The sequence below is a fragment of the Micromonospora sp. NPDC005806 genome (assembly GCF_042871425.1).
GTDB lineage: Bacteria > Actinomycetota > Actinomycetes > Mycobacteriales > Micromonosporaceae > Micromonospora.
Genome location: NZ_JBIAIL010000024.1, coordinates 42,980 through 55,931, shown reverse-complemented (window position 1 = coordinate 55,931; position 12,952 = coordinate 42,980). Strand labels below are relative to the sequence as shown.

Annotated in this window: 14 protein-coding genes; 2 read left to right on the top strand and 12 right to left on the bottom strand. The window is 72.5% G+C overall.

Translation table 11 applies throughout. The features are described 5' to 3' along the window. Positions 1–106 precede the first annotated feature (106 nt). The 6 genes from ACFYOS_RS23250 to ACFYOS_RS23225 all read right to left on the bottom strand — a co-directional run bounded on the left by ACFYOS_RS23250 (position 107) and on the right by ACFYOS_RS23225 (position 4,739). Entirely contained in the window at positions 107–1,744 is a 1,638-nt protein-coding gene (locus tag ACFYOS_RS23250) for a DUF4331 domain-containing protein (protein ID WP_387145236.1), read from the bottom strand. Positions 1,745–1,862: 118 nt separating this feature from the next. Further along, positions 1,863–2,762, bottom strand: coding sequence for a TIGR01777 family oxidoreductase (locus tag ACFYOS_RS23245; RefSeq protein ID WP_387145233.1), 900 nt, complete (start codon positions 2,760–2,762; stop codon positions 1,863–1,865). Positions 2,763–2,838: 76 nt separating this feature from the next. Beyond that, positions 2,839–3,840, bottom strand: coding sequence for an aldo/keto reductase (locus tag ACFYOS_RS23240; protein WP_387145230.1), 1,002 nt, complete (start codon positions 3,838–3,840; stop codon positions 2,839–2,841). Positions 3,841–3,928: 88 nt separating this feature from the next. Further along, entirely contained in the window at positions 3,929–4,192 is a 264-nt protein-coding gene (locus ACFYOS_RS23235; RefSeq protein WP_387145227.1) for a hypothetical protein, read from the bottom strand. Beyond that, entirely contained in the window at positions 4,189–4,458 is a 270-nt protein-coding gene (locus tag ACFYOS_RS23230; RefSeq protein ID WP_387145224.1) for a hypothetical protein, read from the bottom strand. Before ACFYOS_RS23230 ends, ACFYOS_RS23235 begins: the two co-directional genes overlap by 4 nt. Next, the gene (locus ACFYOS_RS23225; RefSeq protein WP_387145221.1) at positions 4,452–4,739 is read right to left on the bottom strand and encodes a hypothetical protein; all 288 of its coding nucleotides are present in this window, start codon (positions 4,737–4,739) and stop codon (positions 4,452–4,454) included. The genes ACFYOS_RS23230 and ACFYOS_RS23225 overlap by 7 nt, the downstream gene beginning before the upstream one ends. Positions 4,740–5,072: 333 nt before the next feature. On the opposite strand from ACFYOS_RS23225, the gene ACFYOS_RS23220 reads away from it, so the two are divergent. Further along, entirely contained in the window at positions 5,073–5,315 is a 243-nt protein-coding gene (locus tag ACFYOS_RS23220; RefSeq protein WP_387145218.1) for a GntR family transcriptional regulator, read from the top strand. Positions 5,316–5,499: 184 nt separating this feature from the next. On the opposite strand, the gene ACFYOS_RS23215 is transcribed toward ACFYOS_RS23220, so the two are convergent. The 5 genes from ACFYOS_RS23215 to ACFYOS_RS23195 form a co-directional block, all read right to left on the bottom strand. Further along, the gene (locus ACFYOS_RS23215; RefSeq protein ID WP_387145215.1) at positions 5,500–6,111 is read right to left on the bottom strand and encodes a tyrosine-protein phosphatase; all 612 of its coding nucleotides are present in this window, start codon (positions 6,109–6,111) and stop codon (positions 5,500–5,502) included. A 197-nt stretch (positions 6,112–6,308) separates the two neighbouring features. Then, on the bottom strand, positions 6,309–7,232 hold the full coding sequence (locus ACFYOS_RS23210; RefSeq protein ID WP_387145212.1) for an LLM class flavin-dependent oxidoreductase: 924 nt from the start codon (positions 7,230–7,232) through the stop codon (positions 6,309–6,311). A 110-nt stretch (positions 7,233–7,342) separates the two neighbouring features. Then, the gene (locus tag ACFYOS_RS23205) at positions 7,343–7,840 is read right to left on the bottom strand and encodes a hemerythrin domain-containing protein (RefSeq protein WP_387145209.1); all 498 of its coding nucleotides are present in this window, start codon (positions 7,838–7,840) and stop codon (positions 7,343–7,345) included. Between the two features lie 107 nt (positions 7,841–7,947). Continuing rightward, a complete protein-coding gene (locus ACFYOS_RS23200) occupies positions 7,948–9,279 on the bottom strand; it encodes a low temperature requirement protein A (RefSeq protein WP_387145207.1) in 1,332 nt (443 codons plus the stop codon). Positions 9,280–9,324: 45 nt separating this feature from the next. Next, positions 9,325–9,891 carry a TetR/AcrR family transcriptional regulator gene (locus tag ACFYOS_RS23195; RefSeq protein WP_387145204.1) on the bottom strand — a complete coding sequence of 189 codons (567 nt, stop codon included), beginning with the start codon at positions 9,889–9,891 and terminating at the stop codon, positions 9,325–9,327. 151 nt (positions 9,892–10,042) lie between these two features. On the opposite strand from ACFYOS_RS23195, the gene ACFYOS_RS23190 reads away from it, so the two are divergent. Further along, positions 10,043–10,993 carry an SDR family NAD(P)-dependent oxidoreductase gene (locus ACFYOS_RS23190; RefSeq protein ID WP_387145201.1) on the top strand — a complete coding sequence of 317 codons (951 nt, stop codon included), beginning with the start codon at positions 10,043–10,045 and terminating at the stop codon, positions 10,991–10,993. Positions 10,994–11,054: 61 nt separating this feature from the next. Here the strand turns inward: ACFYOS_RS23190 and sucB are convergent, their stop codons facing one another. Continuing rightward, the gene (gene sucB / locus ACFYOS_RS23185; RefSeq protein ID WP_387145198.1) at positions 11,055–12,899 is read right to left on the bottom strand and encodes a 2-oxoglutarate dehydrogenase, E2 component, dihydrolipoamide succinyltransferase; all 1,845 of its coding nucleotides are present in this window, start codon (positions 12,897–12,899) and stop codon (positions 11,055–11,057) included. Positions 12,900–12,952 lie beyond the last annotated feature (53 nt).

Sequence of the window (12,952 nt, the reverse complement as noted above, 5' to 3'; positions counted from 1 at the left end):
GCGGGGGGGGGGGGGGGGGGGGGCGGGCGGGCGGGGGGGGGCCGGGGGCCGGGGGGGGGGGGGGGGGGGGCGCCCCGCCCCCCCCCGCCCCCCCCCCACCACCCGGTCAGGCCGCGCCGGCGCGACCGGCCGCCGGACCGCCCGCGCGGGCGCGTCGACGACTGATGAACAGGCCCGCCGCGAGGAAGCCGACGGCACCGGCCCCGCTGGCGATCCGGATCCAGGCGACACCCCGTGCGGTGCCGCCGGCACCGCCGGGCACACCGCCTTCGGGCATGCCGTTCACGTCGACCTGGTTGACCGCGACGTTGCTGGGCAACGCCACGTACGGGAAGTTCCTCCCGAACGGCACGTTGTTGGTGTTCACCTTGTCGCCGGCGGCCAGCGCCGGGACGAGCTGACCGGTCTGCGCCGCGCCCTCGAACGCCTGCAACTCGATGTCAAGCACGTCGTCGGCGAGCCGCCGGCCGTTCGGGAAGCCCTGCAGGTCGCCGCCGAGCACACCCAACCGGTTCGGGTTCGCGGTCACCGGCACGCTCATGTTCAGCCGCAGCTCCTCGGCCGGGACGAACTGCTTCGCGTCGACGTCGGCGTTGAGGATCTGCGAGTTGAGGTCGGCTTGGATCGGCGCGCGGGTGCCGTCGAGTGTCGGCGCGTCCTTGGCGATCCCGGTCAGGAAGATCTCGGCGAGATCGTTGCGCGGCGTGGCCGGCGCCGGGATGTTGTAGAGCTGCTGGATCACCCGCGGCAACTCCGGGTTGAGGACCCGGTCGACCAGCTTGGCGTTCTTGCTGTCGTCGGCCGGCGTGCTGGCGTTGAAGCCGTCCTTCTGGTCGGCCGCCGGGACCAGTTCGTTGACCAACGGGTTGCCCAGCCGGGATACCTGCACCTGGTCACCGCCGGCCTTCGGGTCCTTGACCTGCATGCTCTGCTTCGAGGTGGCGCTCCAGATCCCGATCACCGGGTTGCGGTCCTCGTCCTCGCGGAGCGCGAGCGCCGACTTCGGCACCTGCAGCGCGACCGTCTGCACGCTGTAGCCGGCAAGGGTGTCCTGGCCCCGCTCGGACAGGTTGGCGCCGTAGATCAGGTCGAAGACCCGCAGGTCGAGGAAGAACGGGTCGTCGGCCTGCCCGGCGAACGACTGGCCGCCACCCGCGACTGGCACGATCGCCTGGTCGCGGAGCCGGCCGTAGTCCGGCATCGACGCCGGGCCCACGTTCGACGGGGCAACCGGGGCGTCCTCCACCAGGACCCGCGACTCCGTGCCCCGCAGCTCGGTGAGCGTGTACCGCTGCTTGAACAGCAGCGTCGGATCGTCCAGGTTCCGGACGACGCCGTTGTTGTAGAGGAACGTCGTGCCGTCGCGGTCGTCGTCGTTTCTGAACACCCAGCGGTAGGTGACGTCCGCCCGGGCGTCGCCGTCGTTGTCGATGTTGATGTCGTAGTTGGCGTTGGTCTGGAAGAAGTAGAAGTTCGGTCCGCCGTTCGGCTCCTCGAACGGCAGCCAGTTCGCGATCAGCGTGACCGTGTCCTGCTTGTCCGGACTGACGAACGCGTACACGTCGGTGTTGTCCACCGTCGGGTCGCCGGCGATCAGCGGCGCCTCCCGGTGACTGGACGCGTCCGCGACGTCCGACACCAGCGCCGCCCCCCCGGTGGTCGCGACCAACCCGAGTGCGCCGGCGGCGGCCAGACAAGCCCACCCCCGGCGCCCCGGATTGCCGAATGCTCTGCCGTCCCGCATCTGCCCCTCACCCCCGTGACGGACGTGTCCTCGGCGGTTCACGTCTCAGCACCGATTCAACCGATTCACAGCGGCCGAGCGGTGGAAAAGTGAGAACTTGTCCGTGCGGGTGCGGCCCCTACCCGGTGAGGGCGGCGTGCAGTGCGCTCGGCAGGTCGCGGTGGGTGTAGCTGAAGCCGGCCTTGGTCAGCACGCCGGGCAGGACCCGCGCGCTGGTCAGGGCCTCGTGGGCGAAGCCGCCGAGGGCGATCTTCAGGGCCAGCGCGGGGACCGGGATGATCGCCGGCCGGTGCAGCTGGCGGGCCAGCTCCCGGGTGAACTCGGCGTTGGTGACCGGGCTCGGGCCGGCCACGTTGACCGGGCCGGCCAGGTCCTCGCGGGCCAGCAGGAACGCCACCGCGTCCAGCCAGTCGCGCATCGAGATCCAGGGCAGCCACTGCCGGCCGCTGCCCAACTTCCCGGCGATGCCCAGCCGGAACGGCAGCAGCTGCGGCTTGAGCATCCCGCCGTCGCGGTGCAGCGGCAGCCCGGTGCGCAGCCGCACCACGCGTACGTCGGCGTCCTCGGCCGGCCGGGTCGCGGCCTCCCAGACCCGGCAGACGTCGGCCAGGAAGCCGTCACCGGCGGGCGAGTCCTCCTCCACCACCCGGTCACCGGTGTTGCCGTACCAGCCGACCGCGGAGGCGTTGAGCATCGCCGCGGGCCGGTCGGCGGCGGCCAGCCCGGCGATGGTGATCGCCAGGGTGGTGGTGCTGTCCACCCGGCTCGACCGGATCACCTTCTTGTACTCGTCGTTCCAGCGCTTGTCGCCCACCCCGGCGCCGGCCAGGTTGATCACCGCGTCGGCGTCAGCCACCACCGCCGGGTCGAGCTGTGCGGCGGACGGGTTCCACTGCCGCTCGTCCCCGGTCCGCGGCGTGCGACGGACCAGGCGGGTGATCTGGTGTCCGTCCGCGGTGAGCCGGGCGACCAGTCGGGTGCCGAGGAAGCCGGAGGCGCCGGCCATGAGGATCCGCATGCTCATATCTTCGTTTACGGAACCGGAGCCGGATGGGTTGAGCGGGATGAGTCACTCGCCGGTCCCGGTGAATGAATCAACGAACGGCGGTCGCCGTACGCAGGTCGGCCAGGTGTCGCTCCACCTCGGCGAACGCCGCGGCGGGCAGCGGGCCGAGCGCGAGCGTCGCAAAGTTCTCCTCAGCCTGGGCCACGGTGCGGCAGCCCGGGATGGGCAGCGTCCGCGGGCTGCGCGCCAGCAGCCAGCCCAGCGCACCCTGTGCGAGGGTACGACCGTCGGCGGTCAACGCCTCGCGGATCTGCGTGACCCGGGCGGACCACTCCGGTGTCGGACGGCCGTCGGTGAACCAGACCAGCCACTCCGGGGCCACCCCGCGCACGTCGTCCCGGCCGGCGGCCCGGGTCGAGCCGGTGAGCAGGCCCATCGCGAGCGGGCCCCGGTTGAGGCTGGCCAGGTCGAGCGCGTCGCAGACCGCCAGCATGTCGGGGTTGTCGCGGAGCACCGACTCGTCGTGCTGGATCGCGGTGCAGTGCGGTCCGGCCTCCGCGAAGGCTCGGGCCGACGACGCGTTGTCGGTGCTCCAGCCGTACGCCCGGATCTTGCCCTGGGTGACCAGGTCCTCCAGGGTGTCGACCAGGTCGAGCGCGGCGGACGTCGGCAGTTCGTTGATGTGCAACTGGTAGAGGTCGACGTGATCGGTGCCGAGCCGGCGCAGCGACTCCTCCAGGCTGGCCACCGCGTACGCCGGGCTGGCGTCGGTGCCGATCCACCGCCGGGTGGTCTCGTCGGAGCGGTTGCCGAACTTGGTGGCGATCACCGCGCGGTCGCGGCGGCGGGCCAGCGCTCGGCCGAGGATCCGCTCGCTGTGGCCGGCGCCGTAGTTGCTGGCCGTGTCGAAAAGAGTGACGCCGAGGTCGAGGGCGCGTCGGATGGTGCGGACCGACTCGTCGTCGTCGACCTCGCCCCAGCCGAACGGTTGCCCGCCGTCACCCCAGAGCGGCCCGCCGATCGCCCAGCACCCCATGCCGAGCGCGCTGACCTCGATGCCGCTGCGGCCGATCGTCCGTGTCATCGTCATGCGAGCCAGTGTTCGACTTCTAGCGCTCTCGAGGTCAAGTGCCGGCGGCGGTCCCGGGCCGGTTTCGTCGGCTGCCAGTTGTGGCTGATCATGGTTCCCGGGATGCTTCGCGTGGGATCGCCCAGCCGAGGAATCGGCCGAAGAGCTGCTTCGGCTCCGGCCCGTCGTCCGGGTGGAGGCTGTGCAACTGGCCGGCGGCGTCGTGCAGCATCCCGCCCAGGTAGACCAGCAGCGCCACCCGGTCGTCGGCGTACTCGCGGAGCAGGGTGAGCCGGGCCGGGGCGCACGGCCAGGGTGCGGCGCAGTCCCGGCAGAGCCAGAGCGGCCGCAGCGGCAGGTGCGCGCCGCTCACCACCGGCCGCCGTTGGCCCGCCAGGTCTGCGCCGGGGTGAGCCGGCCGACCCGCCCGACCTGCGGGTTCGCCCGGGTCGCCTCGTCCCACCAGCGGCTGTTCGGTGGCGGTGCCGGCGGCTCGGTGGGGACCGGCACGTGCCGGTCTGGGCAGGCGGTCCAGCGCAGGCCGCACGAGCACCAGCGCCGCCCGCGCCGCCAGGTCCGCCCGTGCCCGGGCGCGAGTGGCACCGGCTTCGCGTTCCGGCGCGGCCACACCGTCAGCACCCCCGATCGGGTACGCGGACCAGCAGTTCGCCGCGTTCCGCCAGCCTATCGAGCACGTCGTCGGGCAGGCCGCGCGAGCGCAGCACCCGCCGTCCCCAGCGGTGCAGCAGGCAGGGGTACGGGGTCCGGTCGCTGCGGCACAGCGGACCGGTCGGCCAGTCCTCGGGCCGGTGCACCAGCATCGCCCGGATGGCGAGCTTGACGTCCGCCATCGTGACGACCCACGGCATCGGCAGCTCGCCGAGCACCTTCTCCAACGCGTCCACCGGTTGCTCGATCACTGACCGCACGCTGCTCCGCCTCTCGTTGGTGCGGCGCCGGGACGGGCGGGGACGGCCGGCTGCGCACGGTCGGCCGGTGCCCGGCACCCGCCCCGGGCCTGCTCACGGGCCCGCCGACACCGGGTCGCGGGCAGGGGGTGGCACCCGGCCGACTACCGGGGGAGTGGCCGGCCGGGTGGTCCTACGGACGATCAGCTCCGGGGTTTGCAGACCAGGGAGCCGGTCAGGACGAACTTTGTCAGACAAGACTAGTAAAGTCAACGCCGATCTAGTCCTTGCTTGTCGTGTAAAGCTCAGGCGTGATCAAATGGCGGTGCAGACCAGGGAGTCAACATGCCCGCCAAAGCCAAGTGGGCGCAGATCGCGGATCAGATCCGCGATCAGATCGCGTCCGGAAAGCTCGCACCCGGTGAGAAGCTGCCATCGACAGCTCAGCTGAAGGAAGAACACGGCGTCTCCGCTGGCGTTGTGCGTCAGGCGATCCTGGTCCTGCAGATGCAGGGTTGGGTGGAGGGCGTCCACGGGGTGGGCGTGTTCGTCGCCGAGCAACTGCCGAACGGACAAGACAAGTCCTGATAGCGACATGTCTGTGAGACATAAATATGACTCAGAGGCATATCGCTCCTGGGCGCGGTCATCTTCCTAGGGCGACACGCCCGGCGCGTCCACGAGCGGCTGGGCACAGTCGGGCGATAGCCGATCCTCATCGTGCGAACGGGCGGCTGGCGGAAGGGCGTGCAGGTGTCGGAGCCCGGTCGTGTCACTTCAGTAGTCGGCTGCGTGCGGCCGCCAACATCCCAGGTTCGACTCCCGCCTCCATCAGATACGGCGTGACCCCGCCGTAGCGCTCGTCAAGGTGCGCCAGGGTGCGGAGCATCGTTTGAGGTGAGCACCCGTCGGTGAGGGCGTAGTCCGCGGCGACATCCTGAGCGGCGACACCCGCCACCGTCAGCAGGAGCGCCACGAGCACGCCGGTCCGGTCCTTGCCGGCCTGGCAGTGCACGACGACACCGCCCTCCGGAGCCTCGGTCACTGCCCGGAATGCCGCGCCGATCCGGTGACGGTTGTGATCGAGCATCGGGGCGTAGGTGTCCGGTGGCGGCACGTAGTCCAGCACCTCGTTGAGCATCGGCGCGTGTCGGTAGATGCGATCGCTGGCGAACGGACTGGGGCTGGTCTCACATTCCCACGCCCGGCGCAGATCAACGATCCGGCTCACCGCGCCGCCCCGAACGGCCTGGATCGTCGCGGCCGTCAGCCGGTCATGGCTGTCCGAGCGGACAAGAGCCTGCGCCCGGATTTTGCGGCCGTCCCTCGCTGGCAGGCCGCCAAGGTCGCGAGCATTACCGCAGCCTGCCCAATCCAGGATCATGTCCCGGCTCCTTCCTGTCCTGCCGAGGCGGCCCGCAGTTGCCGTCCGACTCATGCATCGCTCGGGCCCAACTTTCGCAACAGATCATCGAGATCGATGCCCGTAGCGGGCACATCAAAGCCGGTTTGCACGTACGTGCACATCATCGCCTCGGTGGGCGGACGCGCACATCCCTCGGCATGCCTCGTGGTGTGCCGTCAGTCCGCAGCTCTCAGACGGGGCAGCAAGGTGCGGAGCGGGTCGACAGCGTCGGTGCGTACGACGAAGCGGGTGATGCCCCAGCGGCGCCGGTGGGCGGCGACCGACGTGACGATCTCGTCCTCGGTGCCGATGAGCACGAACGGCGTGGCGAGCAGCTCGGCGACGGTGAGGCCGAGGCGCTCGGCGGTCGGCACCGCGGTGGCCTCGGCGTCGTCGGTCACCGTGACCTGCTGGACCAGGGCCTCCAGCGCGGGCGGCGCGCTCCGCCCGGCCGCGCCGGCGGCCACGTGCGCCAGCTGCGCCTCGATCTGGTCGGCCCGCCACCGGGCCTCGTGCATGTGCCCGTCGGGCAGGGTACGGCCGAAGCCGGTCAGGCCGACCACGTCGGCGTGCGCGCCGGCCCAGCGCAGCAGCGTGGAGTTGGCCGTACCCATGGTGAGCGGGACCCGGGCCTGCACCGGCCGCAGTTCGGTGAGCCGCGCGGCGTGGGCGGCCAGGTCCGGGGTGTCCACGGTGACCTCCTCGCCGGCGAGCAGAGCCTGCACGGCCTCGGCCACGGCGACACAGCGGCGGACCCGGCCGGCGACGTCGGGGCGTTCGCGGCCGACGGCCCGCCACTCGGCCGGGGTGTGGCCGGCGCCGAGGCCGAGCCGGGCCCGCCCGCCGGAGACCACGTCGAGGGTGGCCACGTCGGTGGCGAGCAGGATCGGCTCCCGGACCCCGGCGTTGGAGACGTACGAGCCGAGGCCGAGCGTCGAGGTCACTGCCGCCGCGGCCGCGAGCGCCACGAACGGCGATGCGCCGTGGCCGGGATGGTCGGCGGCCAGCAGCGCGTCGAAGCCGGCGGCCTCGACCCGCCGGGCCAGGCCGGTCCAGCTCGCCGCGTCGGTGGGTCGGGCCTGCACGGAGAAGATCGCCATCGGCCCAGCATTGCGGTAGCGACCATGGTCCGGCCACCTCGCGCCGCCCGATTCTGCCGACGGCCGAACCCTCGGCGGTTAGCAGGGGCCCCCCGCTACAACGCCAGGCGTTAAGAAGGGACCGCTCCGGTGGGTGGTGTGACGCCGAGCAGTTGCACGGGGTCGCCGGCCAGCTGGTTCAGCGCGGCGACCAGTTTCCGCTCCTCGTAGGTGAAGTGCGACTCCAGCAGCGCGGCCAGGCCGTCCAGCTCGGCCCGGACCGAACGGCCGTCGGCGGCGTCGCCGAGCAGCGCGTCGATCCGGCGCAGGAGGTCGGCCACGACCCGGTGGTCCGCGCTCAGCTCGGCCAGGACGGGCCGCAGCTCCGGCACCTGCTCGGCCAGCACCTGGAAGGCGCCGCCGTCCTCGCCGGTGTGGTGGCGGTGCAGCGCCGCGCAGAAGCCGACGCAGTGTGCCCGCAGCTCACGGGTCAGGCCGGTGCCGGGGTCGCCGGGGGAGTCGAGACTCGCGCGGAGCTTGGCAAGCTCCTCGCGGAGCCAGTGGTGGATCTCGATCAACTGGATGCCGAGGGCGGTCAGCCGGCCGCTCGGCGAGTGGGATGGGTGCACATGGTTCCCTGCTGTGCCGCGCCTCCATGCCCACGGCGGCCTTCGTGCCGGGTGCACCGCGACGCTTCGTCGGAGGGTACGGCATCGGGCCGTCGTCGGCTGCGCGCTCAGGTTGACGGCTCCCCGGGCTCGGGCTCATGCCAGTGGGCTCGCCAGGCCGCCTCGTGTGCCTCGTAGGCGGTCCGTTCCAGAAAGACGAATCCGCGCAGGGCCCGCCGGGCCTCGCCGAAGACGATCACCTCGGTGGCCACCAGTGCCACGCAGATCAGGGCCACCAGCGCGAGGGCGCCCAGCGCCGGCAGCCGGGTGGCCACCGGGATGCCCGCGGCGAGCACCAGCACCGCGCCGACCCGGGTCCAGGAGACCGTGCGCAGCATCCGGAACTGGAACAGCATGTTGCCGCAGAGATAGCAGATCACGCCGCCGATGAGCAGCGGCTCGCCGGGGCCCTGGGCCGGCAGGTAGCTGGGGATGTGCGGGTCGGTGATCTGATGCACGATCTGCTCGGCGCCCAGCGCGAAGAGGATGATCCCGGCGATCATCGGCAGGAAGCAGTACGCGTACCCGTCCCGGGCCATGGCCACCCGGGGGCCGTCCTCGGCGGCGTGCAGGGCGATCCGCGCGGCCGGTCCGATCATGTCGTAGTGCGCCCACCAGAGGGCTGCGGTGAAGAAGATGCCGAGGATCGCGGCGACCACCGCCGACCAGGTCGGGGGCTGGCCGAGCAGGTTGCTTCCCACGCCGACGGAGATCACCGACTCGCCGAGCGCGATGATCAGGATGAGTTCGTACCGCTCGGTCCAGTGCTCGGCGGAGGTGACCCCCCACCCCCCGGTGCCCGCGAGGATCCCGGACCCGTACTGGAGGACCACGACCGCGGCCCACAGCGAATCCCGGGCCAGCGCCGCGACGCCGTTGTGGCCGAGGATGGGCGGGATCAGGGCGGCGACGAGCAGCAGGAGCGTGCTGAGGACCAGCTCCGGTAGGAACCGCAGGAGCTGCCGCCGCTCGTTCGGGCTGTCCCGCACAGCGTGCCAGTACAGGGCCAGGTGCACCGCCCGGACGACCACGTAACTGAATGCGGCCACGAACGGACCGGAGGCGGCTTCCGCCGGTTCCTTGAACGCCTGCGGCAACGACAGGGAAAAGGTGAACAGCGCCGCCATGCCGACGGTCATCAGCACCGGTACGAAGCCCTCGCCGAGCCGGACCTTGGCGGCGACGATGCTGTGCACCACCCAGCACCACCAGAGCACGGCGAGCACCAGCACGGCGTGCAGCAGCGCTCCGGGCGTGATGGCCAGCGCGGTGGCCCGGGTGATGATGAAGAACGAGAAGACGAAGACGAGGTCGAAGAAGATCTCGAACCGGTCGACCCGGGCTGCCGGGGCCACCGGCACCGCCGGCCCGAGGCGCCCCCGCCACCCGAAGCCGCTCACCGGAGAAGTCTTTCAGCGGCCGGTGGCCGCCGGGTCGGATTCGGCTCAGTCGGGGCGGTGACGCAGGCCGTCCATCAGCAGGTCCAGCAGGCGGCCGGCCTGCTCTCGCTGAGCCGGATCGCCGGCCACCAGGGAGACCCCGCTGAGACCGGCCAGCACGTCGGCGGGGGCCACGTCGGCGCGTACGGTGCCGGCGGCGGCGCCGGCGGTCAGCAGCCGGCCGAGCGCCTCGAGCAGGCGGTCCCGGCTGTGGGCGTACGGGTTGGCGCCGGAGGCGATGGCCAGCCGCAGCGCGTCGGCCATGCCCCGCTTGGTGGAGAGGTAGTCGACGAAGCGGTCCATCCAGGCACGGACCGCCTGGTCGGGCGGGCGGGTGGCGAGCAGGTCCGGCACCGCGTCGCAGAGCCTGGCCAGCTCGTTGCGGTACGCGGCCTCCACGAGCGCCTCGCGGGTGGGGAAGTGGCGGTAGAGGGTGCCGATGCCGACCCCCGCCTCCTTGGCGATGCGCTCGAGCGTTACATCGGCCCCCACCTGGGAAAACGCGCCTACCGCGGCGTCCAACAGCCGCTGCCGGTTGCGCAGCGCGTCGGCGCGCAGTGGTCGGTCGGGCACGTCTCCTCCTCGGGGCGTCCGTCGGCTGGCGCGGTCGACCGATGGGCAACCGGAGGATCCTCCGGTTAGGCTCAGCACGTAACGGAGGATCCTCCGCTTCTCATCGTACCGGCGGGACGACCGGTCCGTGCCGAACCGACAAGGATGGATCATGACCACCAGCACACCCGTCAGCACCCCGTTCTCGGCCGAGACCACCGCCATGGAGGTGGTCCACGAAATGAATCTGACCGGCCGGCGGGCCGTCGTCACCGGCGGCGCCTCCGGCATCGGGGTGGAGACCGCCCGCGCGCTCGCCGCCGCCGGGGCCGACGTGACCCTCGCCGTCCGTAACGTCGAGGCCGGCCAGCGGGCCGCCACCGACATCACCGGCACGACCGGCAACGAGCATGTCCTCGTCGCCCCGCTCGACCTCGCCGACCTGGAGTCGGTGGCCGCGTTCCTGCGTACCTGGGACGGGCCGCTGCACATCCTGATCAACAACGCCGGCATCATGGCCTCGCCCGAGATGCGCACCGAGCAGGGCTGGGAGATGCAGTTCGCCACCAACCACCTCGGGCACTTCGCCCTGGCCACCGGGCTGCACCGGGCCCTCGCCGCGGCCGAGGGCGGCGCCCGGATCGTCTCGGTCAGCTCCTCGGCCCACCTGCGCTCGCCGGTGGTCTTCGAGGACATCCACTTCCGCCAGCGGCCGTACGACCCGTGGGCGGCGTACGGGCAGTCCAAGACGGCGAACGTGCTGTTCGCCGTGGACGCCACCCGGCGCTGGGCCGACGACGGCATCTTCACCAACGCGCTCATGCCGGGCGCCATCCGGACGAACCTCCAGCGCTACGTCACCGACGAGGACCTGGCCCGGCTGCGGGCGGAGAGCGGCGGGGGAACCACACCGAGCTGGAAGAACACCGAGCAGGGGGCGGCCACGTCGGTGCTGGTCGCCACCTCGCCGCTGCTCGACGGCGTCGGCGGCCGGTACTTCGAGGACTGCCAGGAGGCCGGGCCGAACCAGCCCGGCACCCGCACCGGCTACGCCCCGTACGCCCGGGACCCGGAGGCCGCCGAGCGGCTCTGGGCGGTCTCCGAGGAGCACCTGCGCGGCTGAGCCCGGTCAACGACGAAGGGGGCGCGCGGCGTGTGCCGCGCGCCCCCTTTCCGTCAGGAGGTCAGAGCCCGAGCTCGCCCTCGAAGTTGCCGGCCTCCAGCCGCTCCTTGACCGCGACGAGGAAGCGGGCCGCATCCGCGCCGTCGATCAGCCGGTGGTCGTACGACAGGGCCAGGTAGACCATCGAGCGGACCGCGACGACCTCGCCCAGCTCCGGGTCGTTGACCACGACCGGGCGCTTCACCACGGCACCCGTGCCGAGCATCGCCGACTGCGGCGACGGCACGATCGGGGTGTCGAACAGCGCGCCCCGGCTGCCGGTGTTGGTCAGCGTGAACGTCGCCCCGGCGATCTCGTCCGGGCTGATCTTGTTGGTCCGGGTGCGCTCGGCCAGGTCGGCGACCCGCTTGGCGATGCCGCCCAGGTTGAGGTCGCCGGCGTTGTGGATGACCGGCACCAGCAGCCCGCGCTCGGTGTCCACGGCGATGCCGAGGTGCTCCGCGTCCGGGTAGGTGATCGTCCCGGCCGCCAGGTCCATCCCGGCGTTGACGATCGGGTACGCCTGCAGCGCCTCGACCGCGGCCAGGGCGAAGAACGGCAGGAAGGACAGCTTCACGCCGTGCCGCTGCTGGAAGGAGTCCTTCGCCTGGGCCCGCAGCTTGGCGATCTTGGTGACGTCCACCTCGATCACCGTGGTGAGCTGCGCCATCTCGTGCAGCGACTCCAGCATCCGCTTGGCGATGGCCGCGCGGATCCGGGGCAGCTTCTCGGTGGTGCCCCGCTTCGTGCTCGGCTGCGGCTTCGCGGCCGGCTTGGCCGGGGCCGGCGCCGCGGCGGCGGGAGCCGGCTGCGCGGCCGGCGCGGCCTTGGTGGCCTTCGCCTGCTCGGCCGCCTCCAGCACGTCCTGCTTACGGATCCGCCCGCCGACGCCCGTGCCGTTGACCGACGAGAGGTTGACGCCGTGCTCGGCGGCCAGCTTGCGCACCAGCGGGGTGACGTAGCCGGCGGCCTCCTCGCCGCCGGCCTGGGCCGGGACGGTCGGGCGCGCCGGCGTGGGGGTCGGCGCGGCCGGCTGGGCGGCCTGCTCGACCTTGACCGGCTCGGCGGCCTGCTCGGCCTCGGCGACCGGCTGGCCGTACGACACGCCCGGGGTCGGCTCCTCCACCTTGGGCGCGGGGGCCGGGGCCGGGGCGGGCTGCGGCGCCGGCTTCGCCTCGACCTTGGGCTCCGGCTTCGGCGCCGGCTGCGGCTGGGCCGGCGCGGCGCCGGCCGCCCCGACGATCGCCAGGACGCCGCCGACCTCGGCGGTCTCGTCCTCGGCGACCTTGATCTCCAGCAGCGTGCCGGCGACCGGCGACGGGATCTCGGTGTCGACCTTGTCGGTGGAGACCTCCAGCAGCGGCTCGTCCACCTCGACGGTCTCGCCGACCTGCTTGAGCCAGCGGGTGACCGTACCCTCGGTGACGCTCTCGCCCAGGGCCGGCATCTTGACCGGGGTGCCCTCGCCTGACGGCGCCGGGGCGGCCGGAGTGGGCTCCTCGACGGCCGGCTGCTCCGCCTCGGCCTGCGGCTCGGCGACGGCCGCCGCGGCCTGCTCCGCCGCGGCCTGCGGCTCGGCGACGGCCACCGCGGCCGGCTCCGCCGGGGCGGCGGCGCCGGCCGCCTCGCCCGCACCGGCGATGATCGCCAGCTCGCTGCCGACCTCGGCGGTCTCGTCCTCGCCGACCACGATCCGGCTCAGCACGCCCGCCGCAGGCGACGGGATCTCGGTGTCCACCTTGTCGGTGGACACCTCGAGCAGCGGCTCGTCGACCTCGACGGTGTCGCCCTCCTGCTTGAGCCAGCGCGTGACGGTGCCCTCGGTGACGCTCTCGCCGAGCCGGGGCATGGTGACCGATACCGGCATGTTCTCCAGACTCCTTCATTCCCCTGGTGGGATCATCGCCCGTCGCCGGACGC

Coding starts and splice junctions, on each gene's coding strand:
- ACFYOS_RS23250 (WP_387145236.1), bottom strand. CDS start 1,744: ATGCGGGACGGCAGAGCATTCGGCAATCCGGGGCGCCGGGGGTGGGCT.
- ACFYOS_RS23245 (WP_387145233.1), bottom strand. CDS start 2,762: ATGCGGATCCTCATGGCCGGCGCCTCCGGCTTCCTCGGCACCCGACTG.
- ACFYOS_RS23240 (WP_387145230.1), bottom strand. CDS start 3,840: ATGACGATGACACGGACGATCGGCCGCAGCGGCATCGAGGTCAGCGCG.
- ACFYOS_RS23220 (WP_387145218.1), top strand. CDS start 5,073: ATGCCCGCCAAAGCCAAGTGGGCGCAGATCGCGGATCAGATCCGCGAT.
- ACFYOS_RS23215 (WP_387145215.1), bottom strand. CDS start 6,111: ATGATCCTGGATTGGGCAGGCTGCGGTAATGCTCGCGACCTTGGCGGC.
- ACFYOS_RS23210 (WP_387145212.1), bottom strand. CDS start 7,232: ATGGCGATCTTCTCCGTGCAGGCCCGACCCACCGACGCGGCGAGCTGG.
- ACFYOS_RS23190 (WP_387145201.1), top strand. CDS start 10,043: ATGACCACCAGCACACCCGTCAGCACCCCGTTCTCGGCCGAGACCACC.
- sucB (WP_387145198.1), bottom strand. CDS start 12,899: ATGCCGGTATCGGTCACCATGCCCCGGCTCGGCGAGAGCGTCACCGAG.